Source organism: Magnetospirillum molischianum DSM 120 (assembly GCF_000294655.1).
Taxonomy (GTDB): Bacteria; Pseudomonadota; Alphaproteobacteria; order Rhodospirillales; family Magnetospirillaceae; genus Phaeospirillum; species Phaeospirillum molischianum.
Window position 1 is genome coordinate 14,857 of the sequence record NZ_CAHP01000011.1, and the last position, 20,167, is coordinate 35,023.

At 60.3% G+C, this 20,167-nt stretch carries 19 protein-coding genes; 11 read left to right on the forward strand and 8 right to left on the reverse strand.

The features are described from left to right. Positions 1 to 143 precede the first annotated feature (143 nt). Positions 144 to 632 (reverse strand): TspO/MBR family protein, encoded by a 489-nt coding sequence (locus tag PHAMO_RS02980; RefSeq protein WP_002726291.1) that lies wholly within the window; start codon positions 630 to 632, stop codon positions 144 to 146. A gap of 259 nt (positions 633 to 891) precedes the next feature. Here PHAMO_RS02980 and rplM point away from each other — a divergent pair, with 259 nt between their 5' ends. Together rplM and rpsI are read left to right on the forward strand one after the other, a co-directional pair. Further along, positions 892 to 1,350, forward strand: coding sequence for a 50S ribosomal protein L13 (gene rplM, locus PHAMO_RS02985; RefSeq protein ID WP_002726293.1), 459 nt, complete (start codon positions 892 to 894; stop codon positions 1,348 to 1,350). Positions 1,351 to 1,354: 4 nt separating this feature from the next. Next, entirely contained in the window at positions 1,355 to 1,819 is a 465-nt protein-coding gene (gene rpsI, locus PHAMO_RS02990; protein WP_002726294.1) for a 30S ribosomal protein S9, read from the forward strand. A gap of 197 nt (positions 1,820 to 2,016) precedes the next feature. Here rpsI and PHAMO_RS02995 read toward each other — a convergent pair whose 3' ends face one another. Then, a complete protein-coding gene (locus tag PHAMO_RS02995) occupies positions 2,017 to 3,585 on the reverse strand; it encodes a cobyric acid synthase (protein WP_002726296.1) in 1,569 nt (522 codons plus the stop codon). 122 nt (positions 3,586 to 3,707) lie between these two features. Beyond that, complete coding sequence (gene bchE / locus PHAMO_RS03000) at positions 3,708 to 5,426, reverse strand: magnesium-protoporphyrin IX monomethyl ester anaerobic oxidative cyclase (protein WP_002726298.1); 1,719 nt, start codon at positions 5,424 to 5,426, stop codon at positions 3,708 to 3,710. 229 nt (positions 5,427 to 5,655) lie between these two features. On the opposite strand from bchE, the gene PHAMO_RS03005 reads away from it, so the two are divergent. The 6 genes from PHAMO_RS03005 to PHAMO_RS19265 all read left to right on the forward strand — a co-directional run bounded on the left by PHAMO_RS03005 (position 5,656) and on the right by PHAMO_RS19265 (position 9,579). Then, a complete protein-coding gene (locus tag PHAMO_RS03005; RefSeq protein ID WP_002726302.1) occupies positions 5,656 to 6,174 on the forward strand; it encodes a bifunctional adenosylcobinamide kinase/adenosylcobinamide-phosphate guanylyltransferase in 519 nt (172 codons plus the stop codon). After that, positions 6,135 to 6,935: an adenosylcobinamide-GDP ribazoletransferase gene (cobS, locus tag PHAMO_RS03010; RefSeq protein ID WP_202801548.1), complete on the forward strand. Its 801-nt coding sequence runs from the start codon at positions 6,135 to 6,137 to the stop codon at positions 6,933 to 6,935. Before PHAMO_RS03005 ends, cobS begins: the two co-directional genes overlap by 40 nt. Next, entirely contained in the window at positions 6,932 to 7,444 is a 513-nt protein-coding gene (locus tag PHAMO_RS03015; RefSeq protein WP_002726306.1) for a histidine phosphatase family protein, read from the forward strand. Before cobS ends, PHAMO_RS03015 begins: the two co-directional genes overlap by 4 nt. Positions 7,445 to 7,677: 233 nt before the next feature. Further along, positions 7,678 to 8,442, forward strand: a complete 765-nt coding sequence (purC, locus tag PHAMO_RS03020; protein WP_002726308.1) for a phosphoribosylaminoimidazolesuccinocarboxamide synthase — start codon at positions 7,678 to 7,680, stop codon at positions 8,440 to 8,442. 76 nt (positions 8,443 to 8,518) lie between these two features. Then, complete coding sequence (gene purS / locus PHAMO_RS03025) at positions 8,519 to 8,761, forward strand: phosphoribosylformylglycinamidine synthase subunit PurS (RefSeq protein ID WP_002726313.1); 243 nt, start codon at positions 8,519 to 8,521, stop codon at positions 8,759 to 8,761. 5 nt (positions 8,762 to 8,766) lie between these two features. Next, positions 8,767 to 9,579, forward strand: coding sequence for a hypothetical protein (locus PHAMO_RS19265; RefSeq protein ID WP_155801517.1), 813 nt, complete (start codon positions 8,767 to 8,769; stop codon positions 9,577 to 9,579). A 59-nt stretch (positions 9,580 to 9,638) separates the two neighbouring features. Here the strand turns inward: PHAMO_RS19265 and PHAMO_RS03030 are convergent, their stop codons facing one another. Continuing rightward, the gene (locus PHAMO_RS03030) at positions 9,639 to 10,730 is read right to left on the reverse strand and encodes an ATP-dependent 6-phosphofructokinase (protein ID WP_002726319.1); all 1,092 of its coding nucleotides are present in this window, start codon (positions 10,728 to 10,730) and stop codon (positions 9,639 to 9,641) included. Positions 10,731 to 10,822: 92 nt separating this feature from the next. Between PHAMO_RS03030 and PHAMO_RS03035 the strand changes: the two genes are divergently transcribed. From PHAMO_RS03035 to folB, 3 genes are read left to right on the forward strand one after another with little or no spacing between them, the layout of a single operon-like run. Further along, complete coding sequence (locus PHAMO_RS03035) at positions 10,823 to 11,029, forward strand: YdcH family protein (RefSeq protein ID WP_002726321.1); 207 nt, start codon at positions 10,823 to 10,825, stop codon at positions 11,027 to 11,029. Position 11,030: 1 nt separating this feature from the next. Next, a complete protein-coding gene (gene folK / locus PHAMO_RS03040; RefSeq protein ID WP_002726323.1) occupies positions 11,031 to 11,552 on the forward strand; it encodes a 2-amino-4-hydroxy-6-hydroxymethyldihydropteridine diphosphokinase in 522 nt (173 codons plus the stop codon). Next, positions 11,549 to 12,013, forward strand: a complete 465-nt coding sequence (gene folB / locus PHAMO_RS03045) for a dihydroneopterin aldolase (protein ID WP_002726325.1) — start codon at positions 11,549 to 11,551, stop codon at positions 12,011 to 12,013. Before folK ends, folB begins: the two co-directional genes overlap by 4 nt. Before the next feature lie 104 nt (positions 12,014 to 12,117). Here the strand turns inward: folB and PHAMO_RS03050 are convergent, their stop codons facing one another. The 4 genes from PHAMO_RS03050 to PHAMO_RS03065 form a co-directional block, all read right to left on the reverse strand. Beyond that, the gene (locus PHAMO_RS03050) at positions 12,118 to 14,439 is read right to left on the reverse strand and encodes a response regulator (RefSeq protein WP_155801518.1); all 2,322 of its coding nucleotides are present in this window, start codon (positions 14,437 to 14,439) and stop codon (positions 12,118 to 12,120) included. An 87-nt stretch (positions 14,440 to 14,526) separates the two neighbouring features. Next, positions 14,527 to 17,103 carry a chemotaxis protein CheB gene (locus tag PHAMO_RS03055; RefSeq protein ID WP_002726329.1) on the reverse strand — a complete coding sequence of 859 codons (2,577 nt, stop codon included), beginning with the start codon at positions 17,101 to 17,103 and terminating at the stop codon, positions 14,527 to 14,529. 298 nt (positions 17,104 to 17,401) lie between these two features. Next, complete coding sequence (locus PHAMO_RS03060) at positions 17,402 to 17,773, reverse strand: response regulator (protein WP_002726331.1); 372 nt, start codon at positions 17,771 to 17,773, stop codon at positions 17,402 to 17,404. A gap of 1 nt (position 17,774) precedes the next feature. Beyond that, the gene (locus PHAMO_RS03065) at positions 17,775 to 19,862 is read right to left on the reverse strand and encodes a PAS domain S-box protein (protein WP_002726333.1); all 2,088 of its coding nucleotides are present in this window, start codon (positions 19,860 to 19,862) and stop codon (positions 17,775 to 17,777) included. Between the last annotated feature and the right edge of the window lie 305 nt (positions 19,863 to 20,167).

The following is a 20,167-nucleotide window of genomic DNA, read 5'->3' on the forward strand; positions in this document are numbered from 1 at the left end:
TGACAATCCTCCCTCCCCGCGAAAAACAGGTCGGAAAGGACATGATCGATGTCGGCTGGCAAGATCAAAGGACAAAAAGCGGCGTGCGAAACCTCTGCGACAAGCCGCAAGCGGGAGCCGGAACCGGCTCCCGCCGATAGAGATCAGACCGTTTCGACGCGGATACCGAACGGACGGTTGAGACGGACCACCGCGAGGTTAAGAAACGCCGCGAACGCCACCCACGCCAAATAGGGAGACAAAAACCACGCCGCATCCGGCGCAAACGGCGCGACACCGATGATCAGGGCCAGCACCGACAGCCACAAAAACACGACTTCGATCAACGCCCAATCGGGACGACGCCAGCGAAAGAACAGTGGGTTCCACAAGATATGAAAGACACCGTTGATCGCAAACAGCGCGATGACGCGGGTGCGGGCGGCATCGTCGGGAGCTGCTTCCCACGCCAGAACGCCAGCCCAGGCCGCCAGCCCCAGGATGACCGCCCAGGCGGGACCAAACGCCCAATCCGGCGGCTGCCAGCTCGGCTTGCGCAAGGCCTGATACCACGGCCCGATCACGGTCAGGGCGCCGCCGATGCCGGCGATGGCGACGGCGCACAGCAAGGCTACGATAATGGTAAGGGTCATCTTGCGAATACTCCGGATAAGCTTCCCGTTAAGATGGTGTGGCACGCCCCCAGGGACAAGTCAATGAAACGGGCAGCGACGACTCGCCAAAACCCCAGGCTTTCCGCGCCCCTTCAAGGAGGTATCATAATACCGCAAAGCTAAGTCATTGATTTAAAAGGAAAAGAAATGGATTGACTCATATCCCCCGTGTGGCATACTCCGCGCCCTCGACGCCGTGTTTGCCACGGTGACGTCAACTGGTTTTGCCGTGGGTGCCATGAAGACCTATAACGCCAAACCGTCCGAAGTAGAAAAGAAGTGGGTTGTGATCGACGCGGACGGCGTCGTGCTCGGCCGTTTGGCTAGCATCATTTCGATGCGGCTGCGCGGCAAGCATCTCCCGACCTACACCCCGAATGTTGACATGGGCGACAACGTCGTCGTCGTCAACGCCGAGAAGGTCCGTCTGACCGGCAACAAGCTTGCCGCCAAGCGGTTCTATTGGCATACCGGCCATCCGGGCGGCATCAAGGACCGCACGATCGGCCAGTTGCTCGGCGGACGCTACCCCGAGCGGGTCATCGTCAAGGCCGTCGAGCGCATGATCACGCGTGGTCCGCTTGGCCGTCAGCAGATGAAGAACCTGCGCGTCTATGCCGGCGACACCCATCCGCACGAGGCTCAGCAGCCCGAAGTGCTGGATGTCGGCGCGATGAATCCGAAGAACAAGAGGTAATCCCATGGCCGATCTCTCCAGCTTGGCCGATCTTCAGGCCACGATTCCGGCCGGCCCCGTCCATGAGCGCAAGGTCGATTCTTTCGGTCGCGCTTACGCCACCGGCAAGCGCAAGAACGCGATTGCCCGTGTGTGGTTGAAGCCCGGCTCGGGCAAGATCACCGTCAACGGACGCGAGCTTCCGGTGTATTTCGCCCGCCCGGTCCTGCGCATGATCATCAACCAGCCGTTCCAGACCGCTCAGGTCGAAGGCCAGTTCGATGTGGTCTGCACCGTCACCGGTGGCGGCCTGTCGGGTCAGGCCGGTGCGGTTCGTCACGGCATCAGCCGTGCGCTGACCTTCTTCGACCCGGCCCTGCGCCCGGCCCTGAAGGCTGGCGGCTTCCTTACCCGCGATCCCCGCGTCGTCGAGCGTAAGAAGTACGGCAAGCACAAGGCCCGCCGGTCGACCCAGTTCAGCAAGCGCTGATCTCGGATCGCCGCAAGGCACGATGGATCAAGGGCCTGGAGCAATCCAGGCCCTTTTTCTATGCGAAAGCCGACGCCGGAACAAAAAACGCCCCCTTCTCCTTACGGAAAAGGGGGCGGGCGCATCGGCAATGGCGGCTCGATACCGGCCAACAGGTCAAATCCGGGGTTGGCCGGGGATCAGATCAAACGCAAACTTTAGCGCGCCAGGGCGAGCAGAGCGTCAAGGTCGAGATTGGCTTCGCAATGATCGGCGAGCGCATCGAGAGCGGCTTCAATCCTGGCCTCGAAATCAAGCCCGGCGGCCTGAGCGCCGACCTGGCCCAACCAATGGCCACGGAAGGAATCCGAACCGAACAGACCATGGACGTAAGACCCCATCACCCGACCATCGGCGGAAACAGCGCCTTCGGGACGGGGGCCGTTGCCATGATCGAAGCTCAACCAGGGCCGCTCCAATCCAGGGCCGGACGTAACGCCCATATGCATCTCATAGCCGGTAACGCGACAGCCGCTGACGTGATCGGTAACGTCGAGATCGACCAGACGCTTGGCTCCGCCGATCACCGTCTCGATGTCGAGCAGGCCGAGACCTGGAGTCTCGCCCGGCGCTCCTTCGATTCCATCGGGATCGCGCACCATCGTCCCCAGCATCTGGAAGCCTGCGCACAGGCCGACGACGCGCCCCCCATGACGGACATGGGCCAGGATATCGATGTCCCAACCATTACGACGTAACACGGCAAGATCGGTTCGGGTCGCCTTCGATCCGGGCAACACCACCACGTCGGTATCGGCCGGAATGGGATGACCGGGATGGACCCACACCACGCTTACCCCAGGTTCGGCGGCAAGCGGGTCGAGATCGTCGAAATTCGCGATCCGCGACAAGTGCGGCACGGCGATCTTCAGCCCTTTGCCCCCGGTCTCGGCAGGCCGTTCCAGCGCCAGGGAATCCTCGGCCGGCAGGCGATCGGCTTTGTCGAACCAGCGCAGCACGCCCAGCATCGGCCATCCGGTGCGCTCGGTCATGATTTTACAGGCGGGTTCGAACAGCGAGAAATCGCCGCGGAACTTGTTGATGAGATAGCCGACAACACGGGAGCGATCGGACTCGCTCAACAGATCGTAGGATCCAACGATCGCGGCCATCAGGCCACCCCGGTCGATATCACCCAGAATCACCACCGGAAGGTCGGCTGCCTCGGCGAAGCGCATATTGGTAATGTCGGAATCGCGCAGATAGATCTCGGCACCGCTCCCCGCCCCTTCCACCAGGACCAGATCGGCCTCGGCAGCCAAACGACGGAAGCTATCGAGCACTGCGGGAATCAGCTGGTGACGCATCTTGTGATAGAACCGCGCCGGGCAATTGCCCAACACCCGACCGCGCAAAACCACCTGCGAGCCAATATCGGTCTGCGGCTTCAGCAGGACCGGATTCATGTGGATCGAGGGAGGCACCTTGCAGGCACGGGCCTGCACGGCCTGAGCACGACCGATTTCTCCCGGAGGAGCGAACCCGTCGGGTCCGGGCGGCAGATCGCTATCGCTGGCAACGGCGGCATTGTTGCTCATGTTCTGCGCCTTGAACGGGCGCACCACCAATCCTCGCCGGGTAAAAGCCCGGCATAACCCTGCCACCACCATGCTTTTACCGACGTCGGACGCGGTTCCCTGGATCATCAAGGCACGGGCACGGCGCGGAAGATCCGGCGCGGCGGTGTATTCGACGGGGGCAAGAATCGGATCGGGGGACTCGGTCACGGTCGGGTTCTCCGCTAGCGGTCTCAAAAGGACAGGATATAGAGGGGCTGAAAAGCAAAACCCCGCCGACCCCCGGAATAACCGGAGTTCGGCGGGGACTCTTTTGTACTCAGACCACCCAGTTAGATCTTGGCGACCTGGGTAGCGTCTTCCATCTGCTGCTTGCCACCGCCGCAAGCCATCATCGCCGCAGCTTCGGGCGAGTCGACATCGACGTGACCCGTCGGACGATTGAACTCGTCATGCTCGTCCATCTGCTCGGTGCTGCCACCGCAGGCACGAGCCGCCAGGGCTGCGTCGAACAAATCCTGCTTGTTCTTCGGCATGCTCTTCCACTCGGCGGACGCTTCCATCGCATCCTCGCCACGCTTGCGCGACGTATCGAAGTGGAAATCGACGTTCTTCTTCGATTGCGGGCCCCAATACCCAGCCTTGCCGAGATCGTAGAACTTACGCTCGAACGCGCTCTTGAGGAACGCCTTGAGGCAGCCCCACAGGTAACGGCGACGGACGGGATCGCCCTTGGCGAAGGGATAGCTGAAGAACGACTTGTACATGTAGAAGCGACGATAGTTCGCCATCACACGGTCAAGCAGCTCGGCGCGTTCCATCGCGGCGGGCTTCATGATCGGGGTAACGAAATTGTACTTCTCAAAGTCGAACACTTCGACCTTGTCGCCCATCTCGCGATAGAGGTCCGAGAACGGCCACGGCGTGAACATCGACCAGTTGGCCATGTCCGGCTGCCAATCCATCGCCATCCGGTAGGTCTCTTCCAGCGTCTCGGGGGTCTCGTTGTCGAGACCGACGATGAACTGGGCCTCGGCGACGATGCCGTTCTGACGCAGAAGCTGGATCGCGCGCTTGTTCTCGGCGACCGTGGTTTCCTTGTTGAACAGATCGAGGTTGAGCTGCGCCGCCGCTTCGGTCCCGAGCGAGATGTGGATCAGACCGGCCTTGCGATACATCGGGAGCAGATCTTCGTCGCGCAGGATGTCGGTAACGCGGGTGTTGATACCCCACAGAACCGGCAGATTGCGGGCGATCATCTCCTCACAGAACTCGATGAACTTCTTCTTGTTGATCGTCGGCTCTTCGTCGGCAAGGATGAAGAAGCCCACCTTGTGCTCGCGCACCAGGATTTCGATCTCATCGACCACTTTCTTGGGGTCGCGGACGCGATAATCGCGCCAGAACTTCCACTGCGAGCAGAACGAGCAGGTGAAGGGGCAGCCACGCGCCATATTCGGGCTGGCCACGCGGGTGCCGAGCGGGATGTAATTGTACTTATCCCAGTCGAGGATACTCCAATCGGCGACGATCGAATCGACGTCCTTGATCGGCGGTTCGGCCGGGGTGGCAATGACCTTGGTATCCTGAATGAAGGCGATACCGTTGATCTGGCCGCGCGAATCAGGCCAACGTCCCTGATCGATGGCACGGACCAGATTGAGGAACACCGCCTCACCTTCACCGCGGATGATCGCGTCGATCCAGGGAGCCTCGAACAGGATCTGCTGGTACATGAAGGTGCTGTGAATACCGCCCAGGACAGTGACGATATTCGGATTGATTTCCTTGGCGATCTCGAGAACGCGCTCGGCCTTGTAAATCGAAGGCGTGATCGCGGTGCAGCCGACGACATCGGGCTTCAGGGCGGTCAACTGGGCACGGAGTTGCTTCTCGCTCAGATCGTCGGTCATCGCGTCGATGAAGCGGATGTCGCTGTACCCGTTGGCTTTCAGATAGCCAGCCAGGTAGGCGACCCAAGCCGGCGACCACTTGCCGGCGATCTCGGCTCCACCAGAATGGTAGTTGGGATGGACCAGTACGATCCGCATTGACAACCTCCGTGGGACAGTGCCATCGCCCCCCTCGGCGAGGGCTGCTTATAAGGCGGGAAACAATCCCACCTTGGGTGGTGCGTACTGTGTCCGGCCATATTCTGTCAATATCAAACTACCCTGGACACGGGGGAGACGCACTCGCGGCAAACCCGCAGAAAATGGAGGGAAACCGCACAGTTTAGGCTGGACTTTTTCGACTTCCTCGTTCCAGAGTTCGACGACCATGAGCGATCTCATTTTTCTCACCGGTCCGGTCCGCAGCGGCAAGAGCGCCCGAGCGGTCGATGTCGCCCGATCCTGGGGCGAGGCCGTGGCCTTCATCGCCTGTTACGCCGCAGACCCCAACGATGCCGAAATGGCGGCGCGGGTCTCGCGTCACCGTGCCGAACGTCCTGCCAGTTGGCGAACCCTGGAAGCCCCCGCCGATGTCCCGACCGCACTGGCGGCGCTGTCTCCTCGACCCTCGGGAGTACTGCTCGACAGCGTGGTGACCTGGGCCGCCGCCCGCTTCGACCGCGACGACGAATCGATTCTGGCCGAGTGGGACCGCCTGCTCGAATCCGCCCGCGCCGCGCCCTGGCCGACCCTGATCGTTGCCGATGAAATCGGTTGGAGTCCGGTCCCGATGGATGCCGACCTGCGCCGCTTTCGCGATTTGTGCGGCTGGCTGGGCCAGCGCACCGGCGCCCTCGCCACCGAGGCATGGCTGATGGTCGCCGGTCTGCCGCTACGGCTGAAATGAGCACCGCCGCGATGCGCGAGTGGCGCGCACTGCTCGCCGCGCTGCTCTATTTCACCCGTCTGCCGCTGCCGATCCGCACCCCGCTGGAGGCGGATGACTGGCGGCGCGCAACCAGTTGGTGGCCGCTGGTCGGCATCGGTGTGGGGGCGGCAACCGGAGGCGTCCTGATCCTGGCCGGAGCGGCCCTCCCCCCCACCATCGCCGCCGGACTGTCTCTCGGATTAGGGCTTTTACTGACCGGAGCGCAACACGAGGACGGCTTTGCCGATTCCTGTGACGGCTTCGGAGGCGGCGGTCCAGACCGGGCGCGGGTATTGGAGATCATGCGCGATTCCCGCGTCGGCGCGTTTGCCGTGGTCGGGCTGATCGTACTGCTTGGCCTCAAATGGCTGGCGCTAGGCGAGATGCACGCCCCCTGGCTGCTGGCGGCTCCAATCGCCGCCGCCGCATTGTCACGCGCCGCCGCCGCCGCCCTAATGGCGGTATTGTCCTATGCCAGGACAGAGCCAAGCCGAGCCGCGCCGGTCACCAGCCGTTTGCGTGGCGGACGACTGGCTCTGCCGTTGCTGCTCGGTCTCCTGCCGTTGCTTGCCCTGCCCGCCGGGCCTGCCTTCGCCTGCGCGGGCGTGGCAATAACGGTATGGGCGGTCGCGGCGGCGTGGCTGTCGCGCCGCCTGGGCGGCTATACCGGCGATTGCCTGGGAGCGACGCAACAAATCGCCGAAGTCGCTCTCCTGCTAACCCTGGTGGCCTCCCTATGATCCTGATTCGACACACCACACCGGCCGGAGCCGCCGGTGTGTGCTATGGACGGCTTGATCTTGCCCTGGCCGAGAGCTTTGAGGCCGAAGCCGAAGCCATCGCCGCCGCCTTGCCGCCCGGACCTTGGCGGTTGTTCTCCAGCCCGGCGACCCGCTGCCGCCGTCTGGCCGAACGACTGGGGCCGGCGGTGACTATTGACGAACGGCTCTCCGAACTGGATTTCGGTGCGTGGGAGGGGCTGCGCTGGGACGACATTCCGCCAGAACAGATGGAGCCGTGGGGCAAGAACTTCGTTACCGCCCCCCCACCCGGCGGTGAGAGCTTTACCGAACTGGCCGCCCGCGCTCGCGCCTTCGCAGCCGAAATCGTCGCCCAGCCCGACACCGTGGAAACGGTGGCGGTGACCCATTCCGGGGTGATCCGCGCCCTGCTGACGGCAGCGAGAGGCATGAGTCTGGCCGAGGCCTTCACCCTTGAGGTTCCATTCGGCAGCATCCACCGAATTTAAACGCCGCCAGTCCCATCGGACGTTCACTCTGTCCGCTTTATTCGCTTCGCCCGGTTTTTGACCCGGCCCCTTGCGAAAATGGAGACCCGTCCCCATCCTGATGAGGGCGACATGGCGTTGTTTCGTCGGGCGGTCCCTGCTATACCAAGCCTCGATTGATCGACGGAGAGGTTGACCGATCCCTTTCCCCGTCGCCACGCGCCAAGGGCGCACCCACACCCGGATATCTTTTCATGGCCAGACGCAGACAGATTTACGAGGGCAAGGCCAAGGTCCTGTTCGAAGGACCCGAGCCCGGAACCCTGGTTCAGTACTTCAAGGACGATGCCACCGCCTTCAATAATCAGAAGCGGGGAACCATCACCGGCAAGGGTGTTCTGAACAACCGCATTTCCGAATATCTGATGCTGCGCCTGGGCGAAATCGGGATTCCCACCCACTTCGTCCGCCGCCTCAACATGCGCGAGCAGTTGGTCCGCGAAGTCGAGATCATCCCGCTTGAGGTGGTAATCCGCAACGTCGCCGCCGGTTCTCTGGCCACCCGCTTCGGCTTGACCGAAGGCACGCCCCTGCCGCGCTCGATCGTCGAGTACTACTTTAAGTCCGACGCGCTGGGCGACCCGATGGTCTCCGAGGAACACATCACCGCGTTCGGCTGGGCCAACACCCAGGATCTCGACGAGATCATGTCGCTGGCGCTGCGCATCAACGACTTCTTGTCCGGGCTTCTCCTGGGCGTCGGCATCCGTCTGGTCGATTTCAAGATCGAGTTCGGCCGTCTCTACAACGGCGACGACATGCAGATCGTTCTGGCCGATGAGATCAGCCCCGATTCCTGCCGCCTGTGGGACATCCACACCGGCGACAAGATGGATAAAGACCGCTTCCGCCGCGATCTCGGCGGGGTCGAGGAAGCCTATCAGGAAGTGGCGCGCCGTCTCGGCATCCTGCCCGAAGGCGGTCCTCGCGATCTCAAGGGCCCCCAGACAATGCAGTGACCGGAGCGAGCGGGGGGCTCCCGATAGCTCCCCGCCCCTCCTTCCCTCCCTGTTCCAGCAAGCGGATGACCCAGACGTGAAAGCCAAAGTCCTCGTAACCCTCAAGACCGGTGTCCTCGATCCCCAGGGCAAGGCCGTCCAGCACGCGCTGGCCGCGCTCGGCTTTTTCGGCGTCAACGACGTCCGCCAAGGCAAGTTGATCGAACTCGACATCGATGAAACCGATCCCGCCAAAGCCCGCGAATCGGTCGAGACCATGTGCCGCAGCCTGCTCGCCAACACAGTGATCGAGAATTACACTATCGATCTGGCGGACTAAGGGACATGGCGCTGAAAGCGCTTCCGTTGCTATGCCTTTTGCTGCTCCCAACCGCCGCTTTGGCGGGGGAGCAGCATCCCGCATCGCAGCCATCCAGTGTCGAAAAGCTCGTTGACGACGTTGTTGGTGGCGTCGGTGATTTTTTAAACGTGCTTGCTGGACCGCCGCTTTCAAGCCCCGATCCACTGCTTAATCTGCCGACACCGCCCGAGCCGACACGACCGGCCCCGCCTCCGGTTGCCGCAACGCCGCAGCCAGCTCCCGCCGAAGCCGTGATCGCACCGCCCAATGCCGTTCCGACGGTCGTGGAGCCGACGCACCAAGCCGTTCCGATGGCTCCGACGCCGCTGATGAAGCCACCTGCGGCCGCGCCCAAACCGTCTTTACCGCCGCCGCCGCTACCCGTGGCAAGACCGGCTGCTCCCCCCCTTCCCGTGCCACCGCCTCCCCCGCGCGCGCCTCTCCCCCTCGTCGCTCCGCCTGCGGCTCCTGCTCCGGTGGTTCAGACTGCGCCCGTGGCTCCGGCTCCAGTAGTTCAGACTCCGCCTGTCGCTCCGGCTCCGGTGGTTCAGACTCCACCTGCGGCCCCGGCTCCAGTAGTTCAGACTCCGCCTGTGGCCCCGGCTCCAGTAGTTCAGACGCCGCCTGTGGCCCCGGCCCCGGTGGTTCTGTCGCCGCAAACACCTCCCGCCGCCGCGACGACCGAATCAGCACCACCGCCGACCACCCGGCCTACCACGCCGACGCCCGGATGCGGCGCGCGTGCCGCCGCGACCGCCACCGTCGAACAGATGAACCGTCTGTCCCGCTGCCGGTAAAAGAACCTCGTTAAGGCGTGGGGCGCACAAGCCCCACGCCGAACCGAGCAGACCGGATCTTAGGCCGGCATTTCTCCGATATAGATACCCAAACCACGCGCGGTCTGCGCCAGAGTGCCGAACGGATCGACGGCACGGGTAATATTGGCGACATCGGTGATCGGCACATCGACCACTTGCCCATGTTGCCACGCCACGACCCGCCCCAGGCGTCCCGACGAGATAAGATCGACGGCATGGACACCGAAGGCCGAGGCGATAACGCGGTCGCGCATCGACGGCACGCCACCGCGTTGAACGTGACCGAGAACGGTGACACGAGTTTCGGCATCAACCAGATCGGCCAGACGTGCCCCCAAATATTGGCCAATGCCGCCATAGCGGGCTTCGCCGCCGCTCTGAACCTTGGTAATCGATTCTCCGGTTTCAGTTCGGCAGCCCTCGGCCACCACCATCAGAGCGTGGTTGCGGCCCTCGGCGCGAACGTCATCGATCTTGTTGGCGATCCCCTCCAGCGTATAGGGCAGTTCAGGGATCAGGATCACATCGGCACCCCCGGCGACACCGGCATTGATGGCGATATGGCCGACGTCACGGCCCATCACCTCCAAAATCATCACGCGATGATGACTGGCGGCGGTGGGGGCAAGACGGTCGATCGCCTCGCCCGCGACGTCGAGCGCGGTGGAAAAGCCGATCGCGTAATCGGTCTGGGCGACATCATTGTCGATCGTCTTGGGAATCCCGACCATCGGGATACCGCCCTGGCGGCACAGTTGGTTGAGGATACGCATCGAGCCGTCGCCGCCAATCACAACCAGCGCCTCGATCCCCAGTTCGCGGTAGCCCTCGACAAACTCGGATGAGCGGTCGCGAAAGGTTCCATCGGGCATCGGATAGTGAAACGGGTCGCCTTTGTTGATGGTTCCCAGGATCGTTCCACCCAGCCGCAACATATCGCCCGTGACAAGGGAAAGATCAAACTCGACAAAATCCAACGGGCGCTCCATCAGGCCCATACTGCCGTCACGGATACCAAAAACTCGCCAGCCGTAATTTCGAATCGCACGATGCACAACTGCTCGCAACGCGGCGTTGAGACCGGCGCAATCACCGCCGCTGGTCAGGATGCCAATTCGTTTGGTCGCCATTCCGCTCGCTCCCTAAAGGCTTGACCTTACCCATACCGTTTCCAACCAAGTTCTGCTACCGTCTAGGCTGGTTTTAACGGTGTCATCCTGTCATGAACGACGACATTCTCGAAGACGTGCGGCGACGGCTTGCCGAATTAAAATCCGAACATCGACGCTTCGACGATCTAATCGCGCAGGCGGCGGAGGAATTGCCGTTCGATCAGTTGCGGTTGCAACGGCTCAAGAAACGCAAACTGGCGTTGAAGGACGAAATCGCCGGACTGGAAAACTCTCTGATCCCGGATATCATTGCCTGATATGATTTTTCGTACCGTCCATCTTGGCCTGGGAACCAATCTCGGCGACCGGGCCGCCAATCTTAGCGCGGCGCTGGGCGCACTGGCGGGTATCGTCACGCTTGGCGACCAATCATCGGTGTGGGAAACGGCACCGATGCACGTCCTCGACCAGCCGGCCTTTCTCAACATGGCGGTCGCGGCCACGACGGATTTGGAGCCTCTCGAACTCCTGACCCGGATCAAGGCGATCGAGACCCGGCTGGGTCGGGTCGCCTCGGTTCGGTTCGGGCCGCGCCTGATCGATATCGACATCCTGGCGTTGGGGGAGGAAACCATCGAAAGCGAGATCCTCACCCTTCCCCACCCTCGCTTGTGTGAACGACGGTTCGTTTTGGCGCCGCTGGCCGAAATCGCCCTCGGCCTAGTCGTCTCCGGCCGTACCGTCGCAGCGCTGCTAACCCGCCTGCCCGCCGAAGGCGACACGGCTCGCTGCGTGGGAACGCTGGATTCGCTTGCGCCGAACTTGGCCGACGCGCTATGACCTCGCGTCCCGGCCATCCCGGCCGAGGAGAGGACCGGCCTAACGTGACCTTCCAGTGCAGCCCTGTTGAGTCCCATCCCGCCACGACCCCGGCGCGATGCCTGTACCGCATTCTTGTGCGTGACCTGATGCTGAAATGTTCGATCGGTATCTACGAACATGAGCGGTTGGCACCGCAGCGTGTGCGGATCAATGTCGATATGAGCGTGCTGGAACAAGCCGCTGGACCGGCTAACGACGACATTGCCAACGTCCTGTCTTATGAGGACGTGATCGAAGGAATCCGCCGCCTGTTGGCAGAGGGGCACATCAATCTGGTCGAGACCCTGGCAGAGAAGATCGCCAGCCTGTGTCTTGAGGATGAGCGGGTTGAAATGGCCCGTGTCCGAGTTGAAAAGCCTGACGTCTATGCCGAAGCGGCTTCGGTCGGCATCGAGATCGAACGCTACCGCGCCCGCTGATCCCTGTCCTGCCGCACCCTTCGGTAGCTCTCAATCCTGGAGCGTGGTGGTGCGTCCTTGAGCTGTCGATGACACGGCCAAGGACGCACCGATAAAGCCGAACGTCACGCCCCGAACAGACGGGCGATCCGATACAGATCGAGCAGGGATTTCGAAGCGGTCTTGCTCATGATCGCGGCACGATGGTTTTCGACCGTACGACGGCTGATCCCCATTTCGTAGGCGATAACCTTATTGGACATGCCGGTCAGAATCCGCTCGAACACCTGATGCTCGCGCGGGGTCAGACTAGCAAAGCACCGGATGGCGTCGGCACGTCGGGCGCTTTCGGCGGCAACGTCGCGGCCTAGTTCCAGAGCGCTGGCAACGGCGGCCCGCATTTCCTCGGGATTGATCGGCTTCGCGATGAAGTCCCCGGCACCGGCCTTCATTGCCGCGACAGCCATCGGCACATCGCCATGTCCGGTCATCACGATGGCAGGAATCGAATCACTCTGCTTCCGAAGATGATCGAGCAATTCGAGTCCCCCCATGCCGGGCATCACGGCATCGACCAGAAGACACCCCTCGCGACCGAGCTCATGTGTGCGCAGAAATGTTTCGGCATCAGGATAGAGGTAGACCTCGTGCCCTTCCTCATGCAGCAAGGCCGCTATTGCCTTGCGCACGTGCGGGTCATCATCGATCACATACACCGTCGAAGCCACCGCGCGCCCAACTGCTGATGAAGAACAGCAAACAGAGCGTGCCAGCAGCCCCCCCGCCGCACTAAGGATCTCCGTCATTTTTGCCGATTTGGAAAGGTGGGTGCAGTCCGGTTCCATCACGATCTGGCGCAAAGAATCGGTAGCGATATCATCGGCCAGCAGGATAGCGGGCAACGTCACGATCACCGTCCGCAAGCAGGAAAGAACGTCCAGGCCGGTCATACCGTCCGGCAAGATATAATCGGTGACGACCAGATCGAACGCCTTGTCGGCAAACGTAAGGGCTTCATTCCCCGTCCGCGCCCAGATTACGGTGCAGCCTTCGGCGATGAACAATTGCTCCAGCATCGCCCCAACCGATGGGTCGTCCTCCACCACCAGGACGGAACGGTGATGAAACGGGGTTACCAGATCATTATCCTGGGAAGAAAGGGGGGCAGAAGGTGCCGTCACAACGTCGCCCATGGGAAGTTCGACCCAGAACACCGAACCCTTCCCCGGTCGCGACCTCACCCCGATTGAATGGCCCAACAGCGCCGCCTGACGCTTGACGATCGCCAGCCCCAAGCCAAAACCATGTCTGTGCTGACGATGAGGATTATCGATCTGATGGAATTCCTCGAAGATCGAGTCGATCTGATCCTCGGGGATACCGATACCATTGTCCCACACCTCGATTCTGACATGGCCGCCCCGACGGCGACAACCGAGCAGAACCCGACCGTCATGGGTATATTTAAAGGCATTCGACAGCAGATTCCGCAGAATCTGTTCCAGCAACTTGGGATCGCTTTGAACGATCAGCGAACTGTCCACCAGATGCAGGACATCGTTGGCGGCCCCGGCCTGGAACGCGAAGTCCCGCCCTAGCCGACTCAGCAATGGAGCAACGGCAAGGCCAATCGGATTGTAAGAGATGATGCCTGCGTCAAGAAGATTGATGTCGAGCAACGTGTTAAGCATCGCGGACATCGTTCCCAATGCCTGTTCCTGCTCGGCAAGCAGAGCACGGATCTGAACGTCATCCGCCTTACGCGCCATCACCCAACTGATGAGACACAGACTTTGCAACGGCTGACGCAGATCGTGACTGGCGACGGTAAGAAAGCGTGATTTGGCAGCGCTCGCTCGCTCGGCTTCTTCGACCGCACGCAGCAACGCGTCGGTTATGCGTTTATATTCTGTGATATCGACAAGCGCGATGATGCAGGATTGGCCGGTCGCGCAGGCTCGTCCCGACAGTTGGACAAAGCGTTCCTCGTGACAGACGTCGCCTGGCCTCAGCGCGACTTCGCAAGAGTGAATCCCGGAATCGATAACAATATTGTCAATAAATGAAGCCAAAACGAGTAAGGATTCGTCAGCGACGAAGTTCGCCAACCGTTGCGTACCTGCCCGACCGGAAACCGAATGTAACAATGCGATGGCGGGGGCATTGATCCGGCCAATAAAACCGGCGTTGTCCAGAGTGAGGCATGCGATTGGGGAAGCGTCGTAAAGATCGATATAGTCCGCCAGCTTACTTTCAGACAATCGATGCGCCTCGCGCAGCGATTCGTTCTGCATTTCAAGTTCAATCTGACGAACTCTAAGTTCGTGAATCACCCGCAACAGATCGTCGATGGCCAAATCGGCCTCAATCCCACTCCCCTTCAGCCCCGGTTCGGCCAAGTGGTGGAACTCCCTCTCCTCCCGCGACGATTTCGACCCAGTCTTCATGGCCGCCCCCTCGCCATGTACGGCCCGTGCCCCCCAGGCAACTGGTTAATCTACACTCGTTACGGGACCTAAAGGGAGGGTCGGAATCTACCCAGACACCTCCCCCTTGATTTCTCTTAATTCGTCCTCCAGCCGCTTTATTTCTGAAATATCGACAAAGGTGATCACCACGCCATCGATCACATTGTCATGAGTTCGATAGGGCATGATCCGCGCCTTGATCCAGGCTCCGCCAAAAGTTGAAATCCGCCTTTCGATAAAAATCAAAGTGCGCAACACCTCGCGCGCATCCTCAGTCAGAGTCTTATAGTGCAGATCGGTCGTAATGTCGGACAAAGGCCGCCCGACATCGCCAGGGATCAGTTTAAACAACTGGGTGGCATGAGGGGTAAAACGACGCACCCGCATGTCGTTATCCAGGAATACCGTGGCGATCTCGGTGCTGTTAAGCAGGTTGTTCATGTCGTTATTGACCGACAGCAGATCGCTAACCTTTGACTGAAGCTCTGCATTGATACTGTGAAGCTCTTCGTTCATCGACTGCATTTCTTCCTTCGAGGTGGTCAGCTCCTCGTTGGCCGATTGCAGTTCTTCATTTGTGGCCTGCTGCTCTTCATTCGCCGACTTCAAGTCTTCTAGGGAAGACTGCATCTCGGCACGGGTGACCTCCAGATCGGCCCGTGTCCGGGTTAGTTCCGCGACCAAGGCATCCTTTGCCTGGACCCGAGCCGCCTTACGCGATGTCTTGGGCGGCAACGATACATGTTCGACATCGGTGAACACGATCAACGCCATGTCAAAAGTAGCTTCGTGCCGATCAACCCTTTGGATCGTAACGGTAATCGTCTGGGTACCCTTGTCCGACGCGATCGTGAGACCGCTCAGGATGACCGGGCTTTCCTGGCGCAAAGCCCGCTTGATCGCAGAGATCAATGGCTGATGAAGCCCGTCACGAGCCATCGCATGGATGTTGAGATTGGCCTTCCCCGCCGCCGGTTCGAGATACTTACCGGTTCGCCCGCTGATATAGAGGATATCGCCGTCGCCATCGACCAGGACCGCCGCCGGGCAATAATTGTTGAGCAGAAGCCGCTCCATCAGAACCTGAAGCGGTTCTGGCCCATGTTTCCCGGCTGGATCCTCGGGCTGGAGAAGGCGAGCCGGAAAGGCCCGCACCGGAAAGCCGATCTGGCTCCGCAGCACCGGGTGATCAACCCGTCGGAACAGGCGCGCCTTCTGGTCCACCGGAACAAACAGGCTGGCAAAGCCACCGATCGCCTCGGCACTTCCCAGGATCAGGGTACCATCGGGGTTGAGGGCAAAATGAAACAGCGGCAGCAGGGTTTTCTGTAGCTCGTTACTGAAATAGATCAGCAGATTACGACAGCTCAGAATATCGATCTTTGTAAAAGGCGGGTCGGAGATGATGTTCTGCTCGGCGAAGGTCACCATTTCGCGGATCTCGGTCGCGATCCGAAAGCCATTCTCTTCCGCGACAAAAAAACGGGCCAGCCGTTCGGGCGAGACATCGGTCGCGATGGTATCGGGGAAGATACCCTGACGGGCGCGGACGATTGCATCGGGATCGATATCGGTCGCATAGATCTGCAACCCGATCCGCACTTTCGGCATAACGGCGTCAAGCGCCTCGCGGAAGAGCATCGCCAGCGAATACGCTTCTTCTCCGGTCGAACAAGCCGGAACCCACGCCCGCACCGGGTGGTCGGACGACCAGTTCGTCAGCAGGGGAATAAGAACCTTGAGCTTAAACGCCTCCCATACCGTCGCATCGCGAAAGAAATTGGTGACGCCGATTAGCAGTTCTTTGAAGAGAAGATCGATTTCAATCGGATTATCCCGGAGGTAACTAACATAGTCCCCCAAAGAATTCATCCGGTGAAGAGCTACCCGACGCTCGATCCGACGGTAGAGAGTGGTCGTTTTATACAAGGTAAAATCATTGCGAGAACGCTGGCTCAGCAGAGCAATAATCGCGCCCAGGCTTTCGCGGGTTTCCAGTGCCTTGAGTACCTTCCCCGAATCGACTAACGGGACGTGACTGCGGCAGGCAAGGATTTCGCCAACCATTTTATCGGCCGGAACGACGATATCGACGACACCAGCCGTGATCGCTGACCGCGGCATGCTGTCGAAAGCAGCCTCGATTGGACTCTGGGCCAGGGTGAAACCGCCATTCTCCTTGATCGAACGCAGACCCAGGGTGCCGTCCGCTCCCATCCCGGACAAGACGATTCCGACCGCGTTCTCACGCCGGTCATTCGCCAGGGCACGGAAGAAATGATCGATAGGCAGGCGGGGGGCATGCGGCGTCGCTAGTGGCAACAACAGGAGAAGACCGTTCTCGATCGACAAGTCGCGATTGGGGGGGATCACGTAAACCACGTTGGGACGCACCGCCATGCCGTCTCGGGCCTCAAACACCATCATCGGCGTCACCCGTTGCAGCAGCGAGACAATAGCGCTGGGCTGATCGGGATCGAGATGTTGCACGACAACGAAAGCCATCCCGCTATCGGACGGAACCGAACCGAGAACTCGTTCCAGTGCCTCCAAGCCTCCGGCGGAAGCGCCAATGCCAACAACCGCGAAAGCGGCGATTGAACTGGAAATATCGCCCTTTGACTTGGAAGCGGGATCGTTCATTTCGGCTCCTCCGAGAACTCGAGGCGGCTCACACGGCAGCGGTGCACTGAAAGCACCGGCAGGCCGTGATGATCTTAATCAAACAACCGCTTCAAGGTATTTCATTCCGCGAAGGAGTGGACAACAGAAAAACGACCAGATCTTGTCGGTCAAAAAAGAATAGAGGGAATCATCTCCTGATAAGTAAAATAGGATAAAAGAGATGAAAAAATCCCAAGTCAGATCAATTTCCCAATTCCGGCGCCTCATCGGGAATGGATCGGGTGACACCCTAACAGAATAGCCTATACCCTGTGACCTATTTGTGCAGCAATCGGTCTATTGTCGCCAGCAAATCGGCATTGTCGAACGGTTTCGAAAGGACCGCATCGGCTTTGGTCTTGGCCAACATCAAAGCCTTATCCGACGGCATTTGGCTGCCGCCGCCCGAAATGGCGATAATGGGAGGGTGGTTGGACTGGGCTTCGAGAAACATAATCACTTCGATGCCATCGATCGTCGGCATCAGGATATCGGTGATGACCAGATCGAAGCGACGTCCGCTGCGAAGAATCTCCAGACCGGATGCGCCATCGTCTGCTTCGGTCACGGTGTGACCGCCATGTCTCAGCACGGCACACAGCGCCAACCGCACACCCTTCATGTCTTCGATCAACAAGATGTTTGCCACGTCACATCTCCTCATGGCTGACAATGTCGCGGAGCTTTGGAATGTAGAGAATAAAGGTGGTTCCCTGGCCGACGGTGCTCTCGACCTCAATCGCTCCGCCCCAACTATGCACGATGCCATGCACCACCGACAGGCCGAGTCCGGTTCCCTCGCCAATCGGTTTGGTCGTAAAGAATGGCTCAAAGATCCGAGACCGAATCGCCTCTGGCATGCCTTGGCCGGTATCGGCGATAGACAGCCTGAAATAGTCTCCGGGCTGAAGGCCAAGCGAGTCGCACGCCGCACCGGAAAACGCGACCTCGAACAGCGAAACCGTCAGTCGCCCCTGCCCGTCCATCGCATAGGCTGCGTTCACCGCCAAATTGGTCATGATTTGGGTCAATTCGACTGAATTGACGCGGGCGGTCCCGACGATATTCGGCTCGATCACGGTAACCAACCTGATCCCCGATGGGAGTACACCGTGCAAGAACCCTAGCGTACCGCGCACCTCAGCAACAAAATCGACATCACTCAGGATCGCGCCTTCCTTGCGGGCAAAGCGGAGAATCTGGCGGACGATTTCGCGCCCCTGTCGGGTGTAGTCGAGCACGCAAACGAAATAGTCGCCCATCTCGGCCCGATCATCTGCTGACAGCGAACCGCGACGGATAAAGCCGAGCGATAGTTCGACCAAACTCAAAATCGGCTGAAGCAGATTGTTCAGCTCATGCGCGACACCTCCGGCCAATTCGCCAAGCGCCACAAGCTTTTCTCGTTCGCGCTCGACCGCCTCGCGCCGCGAAAGGTCGGTAACGTCCTGAGCCACCCCAATCACCCGATTGACCCGACCGTCCCACCCTTCCACCAAGCGGCATGAGCCACGCAAGATCCGTAACCCGTCTTTTTCGCCCCGCACCCGGAAGGTAAAGCTCGACGACGGATCGCCGGTCAGAACCCGCGCCACCTCGGCCCGGAAAGCAATACGATCATCGGCGTGCACACGGTCGAGAAACGCCTCCTTCGTCACCGACCGCTCCGCCGACAGCCCCAGCAAATGAGTCATCTGCTCGGATAGAGTGATGAGGTCGTCATCAACGGTCCAATCCCAACTGCCCAGGGCGGCAATTCGTTGGGCTTCGGCCAGATGAACACGGCTGCGGCTGATTTCATCCAGGCGTTGGCTGCGCAAGGTCACATCACGGACAATGATTCCGAACGATGCCGCCGCCAGCGGATCGTCCCAGCAGGCGAGAAACACCTCCATCGGGAATTCTTGCCCGTTCTTGCGCTGCCCGTGCAGCAGGCGCGGCGTACCGTCCCCAATCGCCCCGCACTGGGACAATTCCCCCGCTTCGGCAGCGCGGTAACGCTCCGACAACAAGTACGCCATCGGCCGACCGGCAACGTCCTCCGGCGTATAGCCGAACATCTCTTCGGCGGCGCGGTTCCACGCGATGATATGGGTCTCGCTGTCGGCTGCGACCACGGCATTGGCGGTGGCGTTCAACAGCGCCGCCAGTTGAAGGTTGGTGCTGCGCAATGCGCGCTGGGCATGGTACCCGCGATCGACCTGATCATAGAGATCACCCAGCGCGGCCCTGACATCCAGCTCGTGCATCGCCTGCGCGGCAAGCTCGTTCAGGATCGTCTCGCCACGCGCATCAAGGTGCTGCGGCGCCTGATCGAGAGCGCACAAGGTGCCAAGGGCATGACCATCCGCGGTAACCAGTGGAACCCCTGCGTAAAAGCGCAAGAACGGCTCGCCGGTCACCAGGGGATTGTCAGCGAAGCGCGGGTCTGCCTTCGCGTCAGGAACCACGAAGATCTCTTGGCCACGGATGGCGTGATCGCAAAACGCAATACAGCGCGGCGTCTCTCGGACTTTCAGTCCCTGCGCCGCCTTGAACCACTGACGATCCGTATCGACAAGAGAAATCAATGCAATGGGAACGTCGAGTAAAAGAGCAACCATTTTTACGATGCGATCGAACGCGGGCTCGGCATCTGTATCGAGAATTCGATAGCGGCGCAGCGCGGCGATACGCTCGGCTTCTCCTTGAGGCGATACCGGAATGTCGTTGTCATCGATGGCGATGTCTCCAGACAAGGGCACTCTCCTTGAGCTACGACAGGAATCACCTGAAGAATGACAGGTCAGACAATTTTTCCCTTAAATAGATAAAATACGTCTTGTTATCAACCGAGGCGGAACCCAAATGCCGTTCAGACACCGCCCCCTAAACGCGACAAGATCGCTTAATGCCGTTCGAACCATGCAATCTGTTTAATAATACTAAAAACAGATTCTTGCAATACAAATAAAAAGAGAGCAAAAATCGACCATGCGGCCTTGAATAGAACAAAGGTGCCAAAATGTTCCTCAGCTCATTCAAATTACAGAGCAGAATTTTA

Bases quoted from the DNA above. Each gene is read 5' to 3' on its own strand.
- folK (WP_002726323.1), top strand. From the start codon at position 11,031: ATGATTTTTCGTACCGTCCATCTTGGCCTGGGAACCAATCTCGGCGAC.
- PHAMO_RS03005 (WP_002726302.1), top strand. From the start codon at position 5,656: ATGAGCGATCTCATTTTTCTCACCGGTCCGGTCCGCAGCGGCAAGAGC.
- PHAMO_RS02980 (WP_002726291.1), bottom strand. From the start codon at position 632: ATGACCCTTACCATTATCGTAGCCTTGCTGTGCGCCGTCGCCATCGCC.
- cobS (WP_202801548.1), top strand. From the start codon at position 6,135: ATGGCTGATGGTCGCCGGTCTGCCGCTACGGCTGAAATGAGCACCGCC.
- folB (WP_002726325.1), top strand. From the start codon at position 11,549: ATGACCTCGCGTCCCGGCCATCCCGGCCGAGGAGAGGACCGGCCTAAC.
- PHAMO_RS03015 (WP_002726306.1), top strand. From the start codon at position 6,932: ATGATCCTGATTCGACACACCACACCGGCCGGAGCCGCCGGTGTGTGC.
- PHAMO_RS03035 (WP_002726321.1), top strand. From the start codon at position 10,823: ATGAACGACGACATTCTCGAAGACGTGCGGCGACGGCTTGCCGAATTA.
- rplM (WP_002726293.1), top strand. From the start codon at position 892: ATGAAGACCTATAACGCCAAACCGTCCGAAGTAGAAAAGAAGTGGGTT.
- purC (WP_002726308.1), top strand. From the start codon at position 7,678: ATGGCCAGACGCAGACAGATTTACGAGGGCAAGGCCAAGGTCCTGTTC.
- PHAMO_RS03030 (WP_002726319.1), bottom strand. From the start codon at position 10,730: ATGGCGACCAAACGAATTGGCATCCTGACCAGCGGCGGTGATTGCGCC.
- PHAMO_RS03055 (WP_002726329.1), bottom strand. From the start codon at position 17,103: ATGAACGATCCCGCTTCCAAGTCAAAGGGCGATATTTCCAGTTCAATC.
- PHAMO_RS03050 (WP_155801518.1), bottom strand. From the start codon at position 14,439: ATGAAGACTGGGTCGAAATCGTCGCGGGAGGAGAGGGAGTTCCACCAC.
- bchE (WP_002726298.1), bottom strand. From the start codon at position 5,426: ATGCGGATCGTACTGGTCCATCCCAACTACCATTCTGGTGGAGCCGAG.
- rpsI (WP_002726294.1), top strand. From the start codon at position 1,355: ATGGCCGATCTCTCCAGCTTGGCCGATCTTCAGGCCACGATTCCGGCC.
- PHAMO_RS19265 (WP_155801517.1), top strand. From the start codon at position 8,767: ATGGCGCTGAAAGCGCTTCCGTTGCTATGCCTTTTGCTGCTCCCAACC.